General features: G+C 71.6%; 19 protein-coding genes and 1 pseudogene. 9 read left to right on the plus strand and 11 right to left on the minus strand.

Annotated features, from left to right (window positions below):
- The first annotated feature begins 25 nt into the window (after positions 1 to 25).
- Positions 26 to 1,051: a glutathione S-transferase family protein gene (locus IGS69_RS02195; RefSeq protein WP_190896416.1), complete on the plus strand. Its 1,026-nt coding sequence runs from the start codon at positions 26 to 28 to the stop codon at positions 1,049 to 1,051.
- Between the two features lie 32 nt (positions 1,052 to 1,083).
- Positions 1,084 to 1,380 (plus strand): DUF4235 domain-containing protein, encoded by a 297-nt coding sequence (locus tag IGS69_RS02200; RefSeq protein WP_031108703.1) that lies wholly within the window; start codon positions 1,084 to 1,086, stop codon positions 1,378 to 1,380.
- Positions 1,381 to 1,504: 124 nt separating this feature from the next.
- On the opposite strand, the gene IGS69_RS02205 is transcribed toward IGS69_RS02200, so the two are convergent.
- Together IGS69_RS02205 and IGS69_RS02210 are read right to left on the minus strand one after the other, a co-directional pair.
- Positions 1,505 to 1,897: a VOC family protein gene (locus IGS69_RS02205; protein ID WP_190896418.1), complete on the minus strand. Its 393-nt coding sequence runs from the start codon at positions 1,895 to 1,897 to the stop codon at positions 1,505 to 1,507.
- 79 nt (positions 1,898 to 1,976) lie between these two features.
- The gene (locus tag IGS69_RS02210) at positions 1,977 to 2,441 is read right to left on the minus strand and encodes a pyridoxamine 5'-phosphate oxidase family protein (RefSeq protein ID WP_190896420.1); all 465 of its coding nucleotides are present in this window, start codon (positions 2,439 to 2,441) and stop codon (positions 1,977 to 1,979) included.
- Positions 2,442 to 2,745: 304 nt separating this feature from the next.
- Here IGS69_RS02210 and IGS69_RS02215 point away from each other — a divergent pair, with 304 nt between their 5' ends.
- Positions 2,746 to 3,777, plus strand: coding sequence for a 7-epi-alpha-eudesmol synthase (locus tag IGS69_RS02215; protein WP_190896422.1), 1,032 nt, complete (start codon positions 2,746 to 2,748; stop codon positions 3,775 to 3,777).
- Positions 3,778 to 3,826: 49 nt separating this feature from the next.
- Here the strand turns inward: IGS69_RS02215 and IGS69_RS02220 are convergent, their stop codons facing one another.
- From IGS69_RS02220 to IGS69_RS02245, 6 genes are all read right to left on the minus strand, one after another.
- Complete coding sequence (locus IGS69_RS02220) at positions 3,827 to 5,077, minus strand: cytochrome P450 (protein WP_190896424.1); 1,251 nt, start codon at positions 5,075 to 5,077, stop codon at positions 3,827 to 3,829.
- On the minus strand, positions 5,074 to 5,676 hold the full coding sequence (locus IGS69_RS02225; protein WP_190896427.1) for a GTP-binding protein: 603 nt from the start codon (positions 5,674 to 5,676) through the stop codon (positions 5,074 to 5,076). The genes IGS69_RS02220 and IGS69_RS02225 overlap by 4 nt, the downstream gene beginning before the upstream one ends.
- Positions 5,657 to 6,028: a DUF742 domain-containing protein gene (locus IGS69_RS02230; protein ID WP_190896429.1), complete on the minus strand. Its 372-nt coding sequence runs from the start codon at positions 6,026 to 6,028 to the stop codon at positions 5,657 to 5,659. Before IGS69_RS02230 ends, IGS69_RS02225 begins: the two co-directional genes overlap by 20 nt.
- Positions 6,025 to 6,435 carry a roadblock/LC7 domain-containing protein gene (locus tag IGS69_RS02235; RefSeq protein WP_190896431.1) on the minus strand — a complete coding sequence of 137 codons (411 nt, stop codon included), beginning with the start codon at positions 6,433 to 6,435 and terminating at the stop codon, positions 6,025 to 6,027. Before IGS69_RS02235 ends, IGS69_RS02230 begins: the two co-directional genes overlap by 4 nt.
- A gap of 4 nt (positions 6,436 to 6,439) precedes the next feature.
- On the minus strand, positions 6,440 to 8,158 hold the full coding sequence (locus tag IGS69_RS02240) for an ATP-binding protein (protein WP_190896433.1): 1,719 nt from the start codon (positions 8,156 to 8,158) through the stop codon (positions 6,440 to 6,442).
- Between the two features lie 289 nt (positions 8,159 to 8,447).
- Positions 8,448 to 9,392 (minus strand): GlxA family transcriptional regulator, encoded by a 945-nt coding sequence (locus IGS69_RS02245; RefSeq protein ID WP_190896435.1) that lies wholly within the window; start codon positions 9,390 to 9,392, stop codon positions 8,448 to 8,450.
- Positions 9,393 to 9,463: 71 nt separating this feature from the next.
- Between IGS69_RS02245 and IGS69_RS02250 the strand changes: the two genes are divergently transcribed.
- On the plus strand, positions 9,464 to 10,414 hold the full coding sequence (locus IGS69_RS02250) for an NADP-dependent oxidoreductase (RefSeq protein ID WP_190896437.1): 951 nt from the start codon (positions 9,464 to 9,466) through the stop codon (positions 10,412 to 10,414).
- A 21-nt stretch (positions 10,415 to 10,435) separates the two neighbouring features.
- Here the strand turns inward: IGS69_RS02250 and IGS69_RS02255 are convergent.
- Positions 10,436 to 10,752: pseudogene (locus IGS69_RS02255) on the minus strand (NAD(P)-dependent alcohol dehydrogenase); the annotation flags it as partial.
- Between IGS69_RS02255 and IGS69_RS02260 the strand changes: the two are divergent.
- The 4 genes from IGS69_RS02260 to IGS69_RS02275 all read left to right on the plus strand — a co-directional run bounded on the left by IGS69_RS02260 (position 10,748) and on the right by IGS69_RS02275 (position 13,334).
- Complete coding sequence (locus IGS69_RS02260) at positions 10,748 to 11,155, plus strand: MarR family winged helix-turn-helix transcriptional regulator (protein WP_190896439.1); 408 nt, start codon at positions 10,748 to 10,750, stop codon at positions 11,153 to 11,155. The pseudogene IGS69_RS02255 and the gene IGS69_RS02260 overlap by 5 nt on opposite strands.
- 206 nt (positions 11,156 to 11,361) lie before the next feature.
- On the plus strand, positions 11,362 to 11,739 hold the full coding sequence (locus IGS69_RS02265; RefSeq protein ID WP_190896440.1) for an anti-sigma factor antagonist: 378 nt from the start codon (positions 11,362 to 11,364) through the stop codon (positions 11,737 to 11,739).
- Positions 11,740 to 11,844: 105 nt separating this feature from the next.
- Positions 11,845 to 12,507 carry a DUF4230 domain-containing protein gene (locus IGS69_RS02270; protein WP_190896442.1) on the plus strand — a complete coding sequence of 221 codons (663 nt, stop codon included), beginning with the start codon at positions 11,845 to 11,847 and terminating at the stop codon, positions 12,505 to 12,507.
- A gap of 263 nt (positions 12,508 to 12,770) precedes the next feature.
- Positions 12,771 to 13,334: a VanZ family protein gene (locus IGS69_RS02275; RefSeq protein WP_190896444.1), complete on the plus strand. Its 564-nt coding sequence runs from the start codon at positions 12,771 to 12,773 to the stop codon at positions 13,332 to 13,334.
- A 13-nt stretch (positions 13,335 to 13,347) separates the two neighbouring features.
- Here the strand turns inward: IGS69_RS02275 and IGS69_RS02280 are convergent, their stop codons facing one another.
- Both IGS69_RS02280 and IGS69_RS02285 read right to left on the minus strand, forming a co-directional pair.
- Positions 13,348 to 13,584, minus strand: a complete 237-nt coding sequence (locus IGS69_RS02280) for a hypothetical protein (protein ID WP_190896446.1) — start codon at positions 13,582 to 13,584, stop codon at positions 13,348 to 13,350.
- 65 nt (positions 13,585 to 13,649) lie between these two features.
- Positions 13,650 to 14,459, minus strand: a complete 810-nt coding sequence (locus IGS69_RS02285; protein WP_190896449.1) for an SDR family oxidoreductase — start codon at positions 14,457 to 14,459, stop codon at positions 13,650 to 13,652.
- A gap of 125 nt (positions 14,460 to 14,584) precedes the next feature.
- Here IGS69_RS02285 and IGS69_RS02290 point away from each other — a divergent pair, with 125 nt between their 5' ends.
- Positions 14,585 to 15,625: a PHP domain-containing protein gene (locus tag IGS69_RS02290; protein WP_190896451.1), complete on the plus strand. Its 1,041-nt coding sequence runs from the start codon at positions 14,585 to 14,587 to the stop codon at positions 15,623 to 15,625.
- Positions 15,626 to 15,638: the final 13 nt, after the last annotated feature.

Genomic DNA, 15,638 nt, shown 5'->3' on the forward strand with positions numbered 1-15,638 from the left:
CACGTACGGCAAGGAGGTCACACCCATGAGCCGCGACGACGGCGACGACGGCAACACCGGCTACGGAAGGAGGACGTTCAAACGGTCCAAGGCGCATTTCGCGGACCGCATCACCGCGGACGGCCGGGACGGCTGGCCGGTCGAGGCCGGCCGCTACCGTCTGGTCGTCAGCCGGGCCTGCCCGTGGGCGAGCCGGTCGCTGGTCTCCCGGCGGCTGCTCGGCCTGGAGGACGCCCTGTCCCTGGCCGTCGCCGACCCGATCCAGGACGACCGCAGCTGGCGCTTCACGCTCGACGAGGACGGCCGCGACCCGGTCCTCGGCATCCGCTATCTCAGCGAGGCCTACGACCGGCGCGCGAGCGACTACCCCGGCGGGGTCAGTGTGCCGGCGATCGTGGACGTGCCCAGCGGCCGGCTGGTGACCAACGACTACCAGCAGCTCACCCTCGACCTCGCGACCGAGTGGACGGCCCTGCACCGGGACGGCGCGCCCGACCTGTACCCGGACAAGCTGCGCGACGAGATCGACGAGGTGATGGCGGACGTCTACGAGGACGTCAACAACGGCGTCTACAAGGCGGGTTTCGCCACCGGGCAGGAGGAGTACGAGGCGGCCTGCGCCGGGGTGTTCCGCCGGCTGGAACTGCTCGCGGACCGGCTGGAGCGGCAGCGGTACCTCGTCGGCGACACGATCACCGAGGCGGACATCCGGCTCTTCACCACCCTGGTGCGCTTCGACGCGGTCTACCACGCCCACTTCAAGTGCAACCGCTGGAAGCTGACGGAGAACGAGGTGCTGTGGGCGTACGTCCGCGACCTCTACCAGACGCCCGGGTTCGGCGACACCGTCGACTTCGACCACATCAAGCGCCACTACTACCAGGTGCACACGGGCATCAATCCGACCCGCATCGTGCCGCTCGGCCCGGACCTGTCCGGCTGGCTGACCCCGCACCACCGCGAGGAGCTGGGCGGGCGCCCGTTCGGTGACGGCACACCGCCCGGGCCGGTCCGCGCCGAGGAGCGGATCCCGGCGGCACACACCCCCTGACCCCTTCCCCCCTCAGCTACCAAGGAGTTCCCGTGGCAAAGAAGAAGAAGATGTCCCTCGCGTACCAGCCCCTCGGGTTCGTGCTCGGCTGGTCCGGCGGCTGGCTGGCCGGGCTCGCCTTCCGCAAGACGTGGATGGCGATCCGGCACGAGGAGGACGCGCCCGACGCGCTGGACAAGGACCGCGGCTGGGGCGAAGTGCTGCTCGCCGCGGCGATCCAGGGCGCCATCTTCGCGGTGGTGCGCAGCGCCGTGGACCGCGCGGGCGCCAAGGCGATCGAGCGTTCGACCGGAACCTGGCCGGTCGGTGAGAAGGGCGGCCGGGACTGACACCGGCGCGGCCCCGCCCGGCACCGGGCGGGGCCGCGCTGTGTGCTCGGCCGTTCTTCTGGATCGTCGTCGTGGGGGGCGCGAGTCGGGACGCGGGGCTGCCGGCACCCGGCGTACGCCGTGCTCAGCCCTGCTTGGGTGCCGTCGGGGTGGTGCGGCGCAAGGTGAAGGAGTGGCCTGCCGGGTCGGCGTAGCCGCGCTCCTCCAGGGGGCCCGAGGGTTCCCTGGCCTCCAGGGGACGGCCGCCGAGGCCGATGACCCGGCGTTCGACCGCGTCGAGGTCGTCGACCACGAACTCCAGGTGGGCCTGGAGGGAGTTCTCGGGGCGCGGCCAGCTGGGCGCGGTCGCGTTGACGTCCCGGCGCAGTGCGATCCGGAAGCCGTCGGCGCTCTTGATCTCCACCCGGTTGGCGGTGGCGTCCGACTCCTCCCCCTCCAGCAGTTCCTTGTAGAACGCGGCGAGCTTCTCGGGCTCGGCGCAGTCGAGCACGAGAACCCCCGTTTTCACCAGTGCCATGTCTCCTCCGCAGGATTCCGGTCGCGGGGCGGTCGTGCCCCGCGGACCCGTACCTTGCGGATATCCCGGAGCGGCGGATTCAGTCGGTCCTCAACCACCGTCCGTCGCACATGAGTTCACGCCCGTCGAGCTCGTCGGCCTCCCGCCAGGCCTGCACCCGCCGGGGCACGACACGGAAGTAGAGGTACGGCGTGGCGAGCCGGCGGGGGTCGAACCCGGTCTTGGCGGCGAAGAGTTCGGCGTCCTGCTCGGTCAGCTCACCGGGCTGGACCGTCTCGACGCTGCCCTCGACCAGGACGACGTCACGGGTCGGCCCGATGCCCACCCGGGCCCGGCCGGAGGCGGCCAGGTTCCGTCCGGTGGGGCTGGATGCGGGCGTGGCGAACAGCAGGTACGAGCCGTTCCAGAGGAAGGACAGCGGGACGAGGTACGGCGTCCCCGACGCGCCGTCGGCCGTGGCGACCCAGGCGTCCACGTCGTGTTCCAGACGGTGCAGGGTGTCCTTCTTGCGCTGCTCGGCGCTGCGTACGGGTGGGGACGTCATCGCGGTGGGCCTCCTGACGAGTCGTCGGACGGACTCGGACCAGTGTGGCGTCCCGGGGCTCCGGAGGCTCGTGGACAAGCCGTGCCCTGCGAGGGAGGACGGAGTATACGCAGCTCACGCGCTGTCCGCCGTAACCGAGATCACGGCCGTATCACCGAATGGCTTGTTCACGCCGTGGGCAGCCTCGTACCGCTTCTCGGTTCAACGTTCGTACCGCGAAGCCGAGTTCGAGTGTGCGGCCGGTCATGGCACCGTCCGCTCGCAGGGGCGGGGGCTCTGCGGTCCGTCTCCCGAAAGGAAGCACATGCCTCAGGACGTCCGGTTCGACCTGCCCTTCGACACCCCCGTCAGCGAGCATCTGGAGCTCGCCCGGGCGCGACATCTGCGCTGGGTGTGGGACATGCGGCTGGTCCGCAGCCGGGAGGGGTTCGAGGAGTACAAGTCCTGGGACCTGCCTCTGGCGGCCGCCCGCACCTATCCGCACGCGTCGGCGGACGACATGGTCGTCCTGATGAACTGGTTCTCGCTGGCCTTCCTCTTCGACGACCAGTTCGACGCCGGCCGCCCCGACCGCGCCGAGCGGATTGCCGAGGTCGCCCGGGAGCTGATCGTCACTCCCCTGCGCCCGGGCGGCAGCCCGCCCCGGGTGGTCTGCCCGATAACGCTCGCCTGGGCGGAGGTCTGGAACCATCTCTCGAGTGGCATGTCTCTGACATGGCAGACGCGCTTCGCCGCCTCCTGGGGGCGGTTCCTGGTCGCGCACTGCGAGGAGGTCGACCTGGCCGCACGGGGCCTGGAGGGCACGCTCGGACTCGACGAGTACAGGGTCTTCCGGCGCCGTACGGTCGGGATCCACCACAGCATCGACGCGGGTGAGCGCAGCCGCGGCTTCGAGGTGCCGCCTCAGGCGATGGCGCATCCGGTGATGGAGCGGATGCGTGATCTGGCCGCGGACACCATCGGGTTCATGAACGACATCCACTCCTTCGAGCGGGAGAAGCGCCGTGGCGACGGCCACAACCTCATCGCCGTGCTGCGCCGGGAGCGCGGCTGCTCGTGGCAGGAGGCCACCGACGAGGCGTACCGGATGACGATCGGCTGTCTCGACGAGTACCTCGGACTCCAGGAGCGCGTCCCCGGGATGTGCGACGAGCTCGGGCTCGGCGAGGCGGAGCGCGACCGGGTGCGGATGGGTGTGGAGGCCATCCAGCACTGGATCAACGGCAACTACGAGTGGGCGCTGACGACCGGGCGCTACGCGGCGGCGAAGGAGGGCGCGGTGGCCACCGCCGAACTGGCCGGACGCGGCTCGGTGGACGACCTGCTGACCGTGTGACACGACGATGCCCGGCCGGAGTGGTCCGGCCGGGCACCGCGCGGTGGTGTTACACGGCGAACTCGACCGGCAGGCTGTCCAGCCGCGACTCCCAGGTGGAGGCGGTCGAGGTGAGCTCGTCCGCTGACACGGCCAGCGTCAGGCCCGGCAGGCGGTGCAGCAGGACGTCGACGGCGATCTCGATGATGGACTGTCCGATGCCCTGCCCGGGGCACTCGTGCGGGCCCGAACTGAACGCCAGGTGGGCCTGGTTGCCCTGGACCGAGACACCCGTGTCCGGCCGGACGTCGGGGTCGGCGTTGCCCGCCGCGAGGCCCAGCACCAGCAGGTCGCCCTCCTGGATCTGGTGGCCGCCGAGTTCCAGGTCTCCGGCGGCGAAGCGGCCCGGCAGCACGGCGAGCGGCGGGCTGTTCCACATGACCTCCTCCACCACGGCGGAGATGTTCAGCTGGCCGCTGATCAGTCCGGTGAGCCGGGCGGAGTCCGTGAGGATCGACTGGAGCACCCGGGCCAGCAGATTGCTGGTCGTGGTGTGCGCGGCGATCAGCACCAGACGCAGATGGCTGAGCACCTCGTCCTCGTCGAGACCGGCCGCGTGCCCCAGCAGGGCGGTGGTGAAGTCGCCGCCGGGCTCGGCCCGCTTGCGCTCGGCCAGTTCGCCGAGGATCACCATGATGCGCTCGTTGTGCGCGAGCGCGTCCTCGCCGCCCTTGAGGACCTGGGCGCAGGACTCGACCAGGTCGCGGCCCTCCGCCTCCGCGAGCCCGAGGATGCGGGTGAGCACGAGCATCGGCAGGTACTCGGCGTAGTCCGCCACGAGGTCGGCGCGTCCGGTGTCGGCGAACGCGTCGATCTGCTTGTTCGCGAAGTGGGTCGCGTGGCGCCGGATACCGCGGGCCGCCGCCGCCTGGAGCCCGTCGGTGACGGCCGCACGCAGCCTGCGGTGCGGTTCGCCGTCCTGGGAGACGCAGTCCGGCCGCCAGCCGATCATCGGGATCAGCGGGGAGGTCTCGGCGACCCGCCCGTCGGCCCAGTCCCGCCAGATCCGCGCGTCCCGGCTGAACTGGCGGGGGTTGTCGAGCACCCGCCGGTTGTCCCGGTAGCCGAGGACCAGCCAGGCGGGCACGTCGCCCTCGAGGAGGACCGGCGCGACCGAGCCGTGCTCCTTGCGCAGCCGCTCGTAGATGCCCTCCGGGTCCGTCGCGGCGTCCGGGCCGTACAGCCGGGTCGGGTCGGCCCCGTGGTGGGCGACGGGGCAGCCCCGCATGGGCGGGAGGCCGGATTCGGTCGAGTCGTTCATCGGGGCTCCAGGGCCACGGCTGAGCGTTCCTTCAGATGATGGATCAGGGCGACGAGGACGTCCCGGCTGGAGGCCCGGTCGCGGGCGTCGAAGGTCACGACCGGGGTGTGCTCGGGGATGTCCAGGGCGTCCCGGATCTCCTCGGCCGGGTAGTTCCGGGAGTCGGGGAAGACGTTCAGCGCGACGACGAAGGGCACCTCCTGCCGCTCCATCTCCTCGATCGCCCGGAAACTGGACTCCAGGCGGCGGGTGTCCACCAGGACGATCGCGCCGAGCGCCCCCTTGAACAGCCCGTTCCACAGGAACCAGAACCGCTCCTGTCCGGGGGTGCCGAACAGGTACAGCACCAGGCTCTCGTTGATGCCGATCTTGCCGAAGTCCAGGCTGACGGTGGTCTGTGTCTTGTCGGCGACACCGATGAGATGGTCGACGTCGGCACTGGCCTGGGTGAGGGTCTCCTCGGTGGTGAGCGGCTTGATGTCGCTGACCGAGCGGACCATGGTGGTCTTCCCGGTGCCGAAGCCGCCGGCGATCATCACCTTCACCGAACGGGTGTCCCCGGCCGAGCCTCCGGGTTGGTCAAAGCCTTTCAAGTCCACTGAGTACCTCCTCAAGGAGCGCGAGGTCGGGCCCGCGACCGGCGTTGTGCGCCGGAATGGGGTTACGGGCTTCGACGCGACCTGCGTCCAGCAGGTCCGACAGCAGCACCGCCAGAATGTTGAAGGGGAGCCCGAGGTGAGCGCCGAGCTCGGCGACCGAGAGCGGGTCGCGGCAGCGACGGAGGATCTCCTCGTGCTCGTGCTGCATGCCCGTTAACGGGGCGGCGCGGGAGACGACGAGAGTCGCCACGTCGAGGCTCGACGCCGAACCGCCCGGTCCGCTGCGCCCGCCGGTGAGGACGTAGTAGCGCTCGAGACCGGACGGGTCCGACGGTCTGCGGGGAGCACTCATCCAGAGTGCTCCTCCAGGCGCGGAGTGGTGCCGAGGAGCTCACCCATCCTGCGGGCCAGGTCCCTCATCTGGTGGCCGAGCAGGCCCTGGTCGAGGCCTTCCCTGGCGAGGACGCCGAGGTATGTCTCCACACCCGCGCGCACGACGAAGAGGTGCCCGCCGTCCACCTCGATCATCGCGAGGCGCAGTTGCCCGGCGTACTTGGGGAACTGCTCGGCGACCGGCTGGGCCAGGGCCTGCAGGCCGGCCACCACGGCGGCGAAGCGGTCGACGTCGTCGGGGTCTTCGGCGCCGTAGGAGGTGATGGCCTTGCCGTCGCTGGAGGCCACGAGGGCGAAGCGGATCTCCTGGATGCTCTCGACGAGATCGCGGAGCGCCCAGCTCACATCTGTTCCAGGTTGCGTCATGGGACTAGTCGCTCTCTTCGGTGCGGTGCTCGGTGTACTCGCGGCCGGCGAGGGTGTCGCCTTCGCCGGCCGCCTCGGAGGCCTCCGCCGCGTCGCGCCCGGCGGTGGCGAAGGCGGCGAGCCCCGAGAAGGACGCGTCCGGCGGGACGGCGGCCACCGTGCTCCGGTCGGCCGGCCTGGGCGCCTCCGTCTCGTTCCGCTTGCTGCGGCGCCGGGGCAGTCCGCCGGGCGTGGTCTCCACGGTCTCGGGCTGTCCGGCCCGTGGTTCGGGTTCGGCGAGCGTCTCGCGGACCGGGGCGGGCGCGGCGGTGCGGGCCTCCGGGGCGGGGGCGGCCGGTACCGTCGCGGTCGTGGGCAGCGGGCTGAAGTACTTGTGCGGCACCACGACCACCACGGAGGTTCCGAGCCACGGTGAGTCCGCGAAGGTGACGCGGATGCCGTAGCGGCGGGCGAGTGCGCCGACGACGCGCAGGCCGATGTTGGCGTCCTCGGTGATGCCGCCGAGGCCCGCGCCGGGCGCGGTGCCCGCGAGGGCATGCTCGGCCTCGCGCTTCTTCTCCTCACTCAGGCCCTTGCCGGAGTCCTGGATCTCGATGCCGACGCCGTTGGGGACCTCCTTGCCGGAGATGAGCACCGGCTCGGTGGGTGGCGAGTAGCGGGCCGCGTTGTCCAGGAGGTGGGCGAGGACCAGCGTGAGGTGGTCGACGAGGCCGCCGTCGACGCCGAGTTCGGGCAGGTGGCGGACCTGGATCCGGTGGAAGTCCTTGATCCGGCCGATGCCGCCGCGCACCACGCTGAGCAGCCGCTGCGGTTCCTGCCACTGCCGACCGGGCCGGTCCGAGCCGCCGAGCACACCGATGCTCGCGGCCAGCGAGTCGGCGGGGCCGAGCTCCTGGTCGAGCTCCATCAGGCCCCGGGCGACGGCCGGCAGCCGGCCGTGCTCGCCCTGCATCTCGTGCAGCCGGCCCCGGAGCTTGCTGGTCAGGACGTGGATGCGGTTGCCGATGCTGATCACGGCCTGCTCGGCGGAGGTGGAGCGGTCGAACTCCGCCTCCAGACCGATCAAGGACGTGCGCAGCAGCTTGCGCAGTTCGGCCTGGAGTTCCGAGCTGACCTTGGCGCACTGGTTGACCGTGGGCAGCAGGTCGTCGATGGCGTCGCCGGAGCGCAACTTCTCCATCGCGTCGGGCAGTTGCTCGTCGGCGAGCCGGGCGACCGCGGCGAGCTGGTGGGAGAGCTGCTCCTGCCAGACCGCGGCCTGGTCGGCGAGCTGGGCCTCATACGAGGTGGCCTGCTCGGTCAGCCGCTCCTCATAGGCCCGGGACCGCTCGGCGAGCTGCGACTCGTACGTGGCGCTCTGGTCGGCCAGACGCCGCTCGTACGTCGCGTTCTGCTCGTTGAGCTGGGATTCCAGGCCGGCGCGATCGGCGGCGAACTTCCGTTCCATTCCCGCTACATGCTGCTGCCACTGCTGGTTGTGCTCGGCCTGCGTGGTGCGGAAGGAACCCTCCGCGCGGTGCAGTTGAGCCCTGGTGCGCAGCAGCAGGCGTACGCACACGGTGCCGGCAGCCGTCGCCGCGACGCCGGCGACGGCCACGGTTATTCGCTCCGAGCTCATGAACGTGGCGGCAACGGTCCCGCCTCCCAAGCCCAGCGGCATCAACCACCAGCTGTACCAGGCGACAGGGGCCCGCGCCGCCGGTGGCGGAGTGGCGAGTTCCATCTGCATCCTTCGAAGCAACACGAACGAACAGGGGGGGGTGTTGGACCGCACTCATGAGTACGCACCGCGAGTCGACTGGACGCGATCGCGTCAACTCGCAGCGCCGATCGGAACCTTATCGGGTTTGGACCCGAAAGGATCAATCGCGGCCACCTGCTGGACGTGAGGGTTCCGTCACGCTCCGAAAGAAGGCAACAGGTCGACAAATGACTTTGCCGTCACTGGAGTTGATCGCGTGTCAGGCGAAACGTCACCCCGCGCACCCTGCCGCGCGCCGAGGCCGCGGAGGTCAGCGGGCGGTCTGGAACGTGCGGCGGTAGGCCTGCGGGGAGACCCCGATCGCCGCGTTCAGGTGCTGGCGCAGGGACGCGCCGGTCGCGAAGCCGACCCGGCCGGCGATCTGGTCCACTGTCAGATCGCTGGACTCGAGCAGATGCCGGGCCCGGACCACGCGCTGCTGGATCAGCCAGCGGCCGGGGCTGAGGCCCACCTCGTCGTGGAAACGGCGGGCGAAGGTGCGCTGGCTCATCCGGGCATGGCCGGAGAGATCGGCGAGAGTGAGCGGTTCACCGAGGCGTTCCAGGGCCCAGGCGCGGGTGGCGGCGGTGCTGGCGGCGCCCTGCTCGGGGACGGGCTGCTCGATGTACTGGGCCTGGCCTCCGTCCCGGAAGGGCGGGACGACGCAGCGGCGGGCGACGCTGTTGGCCAGCCGGCTGCCGTGGTCCTTGCGGACGAGGTGCAGGCAGATGTCCACGCCGGAGGCGGCCCCGGCGGACGTGAGGAACGGGTGGTCGTCGACGAACAGCACGTCCGGGTCGAGGTCGACGCGCGGGAACATGCGCCGGAACCGGTCGGCGACCTGCCAGTGGGTGGTCGCCCGGCGCCCGTCGAGGAGGCCGGCGGCGGCGAGGACGAAGGCGCCGGTGCAGATCGAGACGATGCGGGTGCCGGGGCGGATGAGCGCGAGCGCGGCCAGAACGTCGTCGGACACCTCGTCGGCCAGGCGGGAGGGCGCCACGGGCGCGATCACCACCGTGCCTGCCGTGGCCAGGGCTTCGGGGCCGTGCTCCACGGTGACGCCGAAGTCCGCGTTGGTGCGCACCAGACGGCCGTCGACCGAGCAGGTGATGACCTCGTAGCGGCCGTCGGCCGCGCCGAGGATCCGGCTGGGGATGCCCAACTCGAAGGGGTAGACCCCGTCCAGGGCCAGGACCACCACTCGCTCACGTCGCATGGCACGATTCTATCGAAGGTTGGCAATCTTGCCATTGGCGGGGTGCGTGCGGACCGGCAGGCTGGTTGACCATGAGCACACAGAACACGATGCGAGCCATCAGCCAGGACGTCCTCGGCGGTCCCGAGGTGCTGAAGGAAGTGGAGATCGAGCGCCCGGTACCGAAGCCGAACGAGGTGCTGGTCCGGGTACGGGCCGCCGGCGTCAACCCGACCGACTGGAAGCACCGCGCGACCGGCGGGTTCCTGGGCGAGCCGCCCTTCGTCCTGGGCTGGGACGTCTCCGGGGTGGTGGAGGCGGTCGGCATCGGCGTCGTGGCTTTCGCGCCGGGGGACGAGGTCTTCGGCATGCTGCCCTACCCCTACGGGCACGGCTCGCACGCCGAGTACGTCATCGCCCCCGTGCGCGCCCTGACCCGGAAGCCGGCCGGGGTCGACCACACCCAGGCGGGGGCGCTGCCGCTGGTCTCGCTCACCGCCTGGCAGGCGCTGACCGAGCACGCGGACCTCCAGCCGGGTCAGCGGGTGCTGATCCACGCCGCGGCCGGCGGGGTGGGGCACGTGGCGGTGCAGATCGCCAAGGCGCGCGGCGCGTATGTGATCGGCACGGCGAGCGCGGGCAAGCACGAGTTCCTGCGCTCGATCGGCGTCGACGAGACGATCGACTACCGCGAGACGGACGTCACCGAGGCCGTGAAGGACGTCGACGTCGTGCTGGACACGATCGGCGGCGACAACGCCCTGCACTCACTGCGTGTGCTGCGCCCCGGCGGTGTCCTGGTGTCGATCCTCCCCGTCGGCTCGGACGACCTCTACGAGGAGGCCGATCGGCTCGGCGTGCGTGCCCTGCGGATGCTGGTGGACGCCGACCGCAGCGGCATGGAGGCGATCGCGGACCTGATCGAGACGGGCAGGCTGCGCGCCACGATCGCCGGCACCTTCCCCCTGGCCGAGGCGGCCGAGGCACACACCCTCGGCGACACGGGCCGCACGACGGGGAAGCTGGTGCTGGTGAACGACTGAGCCGGACCGCGGCGGGCGGTTTCAGAACGTCAGGACCGGCTTGATCGTCTTGCCGAGCGCATGTCCTGGACCGCGCGGTCGATGTCCTCGAAGGGATGGGTGCTGATCAGGCGGTGCAGGGGGAGGCGGCCGTCCTTCAGCAGGTGGACCAGGGCCGGGATCATGGTCCGGGTCTCGCTGTCGCCGAAGGTGAGGCCGACGATCCGCTTGCCGCCGAGGAGGCCGTTGACGTCCAGGGCGACCTCGGTGCCGAAGGGCGGTGCGCCGACGACGACCAGGGTGCCGCGGGCGGCGAGCGCGTCGACGCCCTGGCGCAGGACGCCGGCGTGGCCCGTGGTCGTCGTCCTGGGCGCGCCGCCGGTCTCGGGTTTCGTGCGCTCACACCTCGACGAGCTGGTCAGACCTTCCGGGATCACCGCGCTTCAGTACACGGCGCTGACCGTGCTGGAACGGCACGACGGGCTGTCCGCGGCCCAGCCGGCGCGCGACTCCTTCGTCACCGCCCAGTCGATCGCGGACCTGGTCCGCTCCCTGGAGGGCCGCGGACTCGTACGCCGCGAGCGCAACCCCCGCAGCCGCAGGGAGTTGCTGATCCTGCTCACCGACTCGAGCCGTGAGCTGCCGGCCCGGCACGCCGGGCCCGTCCGGGAGCTGGAGGAACGGATGGTGCGCGACCTCACCGCGCATCAGACCGCGCAGTTCCGCCAAGCGCTCACCAAGGCCTGGCACGCCCTGTCGTAACCCGGCCGGGACTCCGCGACGCGCCCCCGGAATCGCACCCGCGCACGCCCCGGCGTGAACCTCGGCCAACTCGGCCGGAATTCAAAGACATATGTCAATCGAACATGCTCAAATTCACTCGTTGGAGGGTAACTTGCAGAGCGGGGAACGGCGTTGAGGCCGTCACCCCTCCCCCACGCACGGAGCAGGCTGGAGGCGATCTCGTCGTGCGGCAGGAACCTGCACCGCTCACCCGGCATCTGCGCGTCCGCCAGGAACGGGGGCACACGGTGCTGGAGTTCCGCGGCGAGATCGACCTCGCCGCGGCCTCGGAGATCGCCCCGCACCTGGACCGGGAGACCGCCCGCCCCGCCGCCCGCATCGTGATCGACCTGAGCCGGATCGACTTCTTCGACTGCTCCGGCCTGCGGCTGCTGTACCGGGCCCGCAGCCGGGTGCTCGACCGGCGGGGCCAGATGCTGCTCGTCTGCGCCCACCCGCTGACGCTGCGCGTCCTGCGGATCACCGGCCTGTCCCGGCTGCTGCCTCCGCAGCCGACGCTGGACGCCGCCCTGGAGCAGCCCGAGGCGACGTCCCGGCCCTGACGGATGTGCGCCCCGCGTGCTTCCTCCCACGTCGTCCCGTCGTCAACTCGGCGGTCTGGCAGGGGGTGTGGCGGGCATCCGGACAGTAGGAAGGAGGGCCGTCGCATGACGACTCCCGTCAAGCGCCTCCCCAGGCGCATGCCCGGCTGGGCGAAGGTGGTGGCCGCACTCGTGCTGGTGCTGGTGGTGTTCTTCGCCGGGCTCCGGCTGAGCGTGCTCCCGGGCCTGAAGGACCTGTTCGGTACCGAGACGCACGACCGGTCCGGTCCCGCGCTGCTGAAGTCCGTCCAGGACATCAGCCGCTACGACGCCGCCTCCGGCAACTTCCAGGTCGTCGTGGACCTGGAGAAGGACGCCAAGCTCCTGCCCGACGCGATCCGCGGCACCCGCACCCTGTACGTCGGGGCCGGCACCGTCGACGCCTACGTCGACCTGGGCAAGGTCGGCGAGGACGACGTGAAGGTCAACGGCGACCGCACGTCCGCCACGCTCCGGCTGCCCCACGCCCAACTGGGCAAGCCCGCCCTCGACCCCGACCGCTCCTACGCGGTGTCCAAGCAGCGCGGTCTCCTCGACCGCCTCGGCGACCTCTTCTCGGACAACCCCAACGGTGAGCAGGCCGTGCAGAAGCTCGCGGTGCGGCACATCGGCGACGCGGCGAAGGAGAGCGAGCTGACCGCTCGGGCCGAGTCGAACACCACCGGCATGCTCGAAGGCCTGCTGCGCTCCCTGGGCTTCAAGGAGGTGCGTGTGTCGTACGGGAGCTGATCAGTTCCCGGGGACCCCGGGCAGGGCCAGTCCTTCCAGCAGCGAGGGGGTCACCAAGTACCGCCCCGGCCGCGGGACGCGGCCGCGCGCGGCGGCTCCCCGCCGGGAGTGCTCCCGCGGATCGGGGGCAAACCGAGGGGTGGGCACGGTCCCCGGCGACACCGCCGGGGACCGTGGCCGGGAATCACCCCCCACGGCATCGTCGGCCGGCCCGGGGGTAACCGCCCTGTCACGCAGGGACGTTGAAGACTGGAGGACTCCCCATGGCCAGTGCAGCCTCACGTACCCGGACCACCGGGTCCGGGAGCGAGCGACGCCCGCTCCCGTTGCCCGTCCGGCTGCTGGCGATGCTGTGCGCGTTCACGTTCATGGTGGCCTTCGCCGTGGTGCTGGCCCGGCTGACCCTGCAACCCTCGCCCGCCTCGGAGGCGCTGACCCACAGCAATCTCCAGCCGGGCAGCTCCCTCAAGGCCTACCTCGACCAGCCCGAACTGCGGGACGCCGTCAAGCAGATCGGCGGCAACATCCTGCTGGGCATTCCCTTCGGCGTCCTCGTGCCCGTGGTCGCCCCCCGCACCCGCGGCATCCTGCGCGTACTGCTGCTGACCGCCATCGTGATGCTCCTGGTGGAGTTCGCCCAGGGCGCCCTGGTCACCGGCCGCGCCTTCGACATCGACGACGTCATCCTCAACACGTCGGGCGCGCTCATCGGTTACCTGCTCCTCGGGCGCCGTCTCAGCAGGGCCGTGCACGCGCGCAAGCCGCGCCCGGGCCGGGCGGAGAAGAAGCCGTCGGCGGAGAAGAAGCCGTCAGCGGGCAAGGCCTAGGGCCCGGCGGGCCCTAGTGCACGGTCCAGGTGTACTTGTCACCGCCCACCCAGCGGATCACATCCGGGTCGTCCATGTCGTGCACGGGGATCCCGTACGCGGCCGCGGCCGCCAGCACGTCGGTGATGGACCGGGCCTCCCCGACCACCTGGCCGTCGATCTGCACGATCCGGAACGGCGGATTGCCCGGCTGCACCCCGAGCACCTGGATCCGCGGGTGGGATATGTACGGGCTCGCGCTTTCGGTCATGCATCGAGCGTAGAACGCAACCGGCGGCGGCGCGGGTCCAGGACACCCGCCGGGACCTCCGCCGCTCAGGGGCGGCGCCAGTCATCAGTGGTCAGATGGGAACCGGCCTGCGGGCCCATCCGGAGCATCCCGCCGTCGACGACCCAGGACGCACCGGTGACGTACGAGGCGTCCGGGCCGGCGAGGAAGGCGATGACGGCGGCGACCTCGCGGGCGTCGCCGGGCCGGCCGAGCGGGATGCCCGGGCGGCTCTCGGTGTGCGGGTCGGTGTCCTCCTGCCCGGTCATGGGCGTGGAGATCTCCCCCGGGGCGACGGCGTTGACGGTGATGCGGTGCTCGGCCAGTTCGAGCGCCATGACCTGGGTGAGCTGCCCGAGTCCGCCCTTGGCGGCGCAGTAGGGCGCGGCGCCCACCCGCGGCTCGTGCTCGTGGACGGACGTGACGTTGATGATCCGGCCGCCCTCGCCGTGCCCGATCATGCGCCGGGCCGCCTTCTGCCCGCACAGGAACGGCCCGACGAGATCGACGTCGAGGACCTCGCGCACGTCGGACAGTTCCAGGTCCAGGAAGGGCGTCATGGTGCCGGTCCCGGCGTTGTTGACCAGCACGTCGATGCGGCCGAGCCGTTCACACAGGTCGTCGACGGTGTCGGCGGCGTCGGGCAGCCGGGTGAGGTCCATCCGGGCGACCTCGGCCCGCTGTCCGTGCGAGCGCACTTCGCCGGCCGTCTCCTCCGCACCCTCGCGGTCGCTGTGATAGGTGATGCCGACGTCCATGCCCGCCTGCGCCAGGCGTACGGCGGTGGCGCGGCCGATGCCGGAGTCGGCGCCGGTGATCACGGCGACCTTGCTGGGTGACGCGCTGGGGGCGGACATGACGAGCCTCCTCGTCGACGGGGCCGGGACCAGGCATCGCAGTACCCGGGGGGATACCGGGCAAACCGCGTGCGCCCGTCGTGCGGCCCCCCGGGCGCTGGGGAACCCTTGAGGGGGAGGTGGCGATGGACCCCGTCGAAGCGCTGGACCGGATCGCCTTCCTGCTGGAGCGGTCCCTGGCACCGACCTACCGCGTACGCGCCTTCCGTACGGCGGCGCGCGTGCTGAGGGACCTGGGCGGCGACGAGGTGCGCCGGCGGGCCGCGGACGGGTCGCTGGAGAAGCTCAAGGGGGTCGGACCGAAGACGGCGCAGGTGGTGCGGGAGGCCCTGGCAGGCCAGGTGCCCGGCTATCTGTCGAAACTGGAGGGCGAGGCGCACGAGCAGCCGGCCGTACGGGGCGGGCAGAAGCTGCGGGCGCTGCTGCGCGGGGACTGCCATCTGCACTCCGACTGGTCGGACGGTGGCAGCCCGATCGAGGAGATGGGCCGGGCCGCCGCGGAGCTGGGCCACGAGTGGGCGGCGCTGACCGACCACTCGCCGCGGCTGACGGTGGCCCGCGGCCTGTCGCCCGAACGGCTGCGGGAGCAACTGGACGTGGTGGCCGAGCTGAACGGGACCTGGGCGCCGTTCCGGCTGCTGACCGGCATCGAGTGCGACATCCTCGAGGACGGCACCCTCGACCAGGAGCCGGAACTGCTGGACCGGCTCGACGTGGTGGTCGTGTCGGTGCACTCCAAGCTCCGCATGGACGCCCGGTCGATGACCCGGCGGATGGTGGCCGCCGTACGCGATCCGCACTCGGACGTGCTCGGGCACTGCACGGGGCGGCTGCTGACCGGGCGGGGGCGGCCGGAGTCGGAGTTCGACGCGGACGAGGTGTTCGCCGCCCTCGCCGAGACCGGCACCGCCCTGGAGATCAACAGCAGGCCCGAGCGGCTGGACCCGCCGCGGCGGCTGCTGCGCCGGGCCGTGGACGCGGGGGTGCTGTTCTCCGTCGACACCGACGCGCACGCGCCCGGGCAGCTGGACTGGCAGATCAACGGATGCGCGCGGGCCGAGGAGTGCGGGGTGCCGCCGGAGCGGGTGGTGACCACCTGGTCCCTCGACGAGCTCCTCGCCTGGACCCGTGAGCGGCGGGTGCCGTCCGGCGTGGCGGGCGGCTGACGTGGTACCCGCA

Source organism: Streptomyces tuirus (genome assembly GCF_014701095.1).
Classification (GTDB): Bacteria; Actinomycetota; Actinomycetes; order Streptomycetales; family Streptomycetaceae; genus Streptomyces; species Streptomyces tuirus.

Excerpts from the sequence above, each read along its gene's own strand:
- IGS69_RS02195 (WP_190896416.1), top strand. The coding sequence starts at position 26 with ATGAGCCGCGACGACGGCGACGACGGCAACACCGGCTACGGAAGGAGG.
- IGS69_RS02205 (WP_190896418.1), bottom strand. The coding sequence starts at position 1,897 with ATGGCACTGGTGAAAACGGGGGTTCTCGTGCTCGACTGCGCCGAGCCC.
- IGS69_RS02210 (WP_190896420.1), bottom strand. The coding sequence starts at position 2,441 with ATGACGTCCCCACCCGTACGCAGCGCCGAGCAGCGCAAGAAGGACACC.
- IGS69_RS02215 (WP_190896422.1), top strand. The coding sequence starts at position 2,746 with ATGCCTCAGGACGTCCGGTTCGACCTGCCCTTCGACACCCCCGTCAGC.
- IGS69_RS02220 (WP_190896424.1), bottom strand. The coding sequence starts at position 5,077 with ATGAACGACTCGACCGAATCCGGCCTCCCGCCCATGCGGGGCTGCCCC.
- IGS69_RS02230 (WP_190896429.1), bottom strand. The coding sequence starts at position 6,028 with ATGAGTGCTCCCCGCAGACCGTCGGACCCGTCCGGTCTCGAGCGCTAC.
- IGS69_RS02235 (WP_190896431.1), bottom strand. The coding sequence starts at position 6,435 with ATGACGCAACCTGGAACAGATGTGAGCTGGGCGCTCCGCGATCTCGTC.
- IGS69_RS02240 (WP_190896433.1), bottom strand. The coding sequence starts at position 8,158 with ATGGAACTCGCCACTCCGCCACCGGCGGCGCGGGCCCCTGTCGCCTGG.
- IGS69_RS02245 (WP_190896435.1), bottom strand. The coding sequence starts at position 9,392 with ATGCGACGTGAGCGAGTGGTGGTCCTGGCCCTGGACGGGGTCTACCCC.
- IGS69_RS02250 (WP_190896437.1), top strand. The coding sequence starts at position 9,464 with ATGAGCACACAGAACACGATGCGAGCCATCAGCCAGGACGTCCTCGGC.
- IGS69_RS02270 (WP_190896442.1), top strand. The coding sequence starts at position 11,845 with ATGACGACTCCCGTCAAGCGCCTCCCCAGGCGCATGCCCGGCTGGGCG.
- IGS69_RS02275 (WP_190896444.1), top strand. The coding sequence starts at position 12,771 with ATGGCCAGTGCAGCCTCACGTACCCGGACCACCGGGTCCGGGAGCGAG.
- IGS69_RS02280 (WP_190896446.1), bottom strand. The coding sequence starts at position 13,584 with ATGACCGAAAGCGCGAGCCCGTACATATCCCACCCGCGGATCCAGGTG.
- IGS69_RS02285 (WP_190896449.1), bottom strand. The coding sequence starts at position 14,459 with ATGTCCGCCCCCAGCGCGTCACCCAGCAAGGTCGCCGTGATCACCGGC.
- IGS69_RS02290 (WP_190896451.1), top strand. The coding sequence starts at position 14,585 with ATGGACCCCGTCGAAGCGCTGGACCGGATCGCCTTCCTGCTGGAGCGG.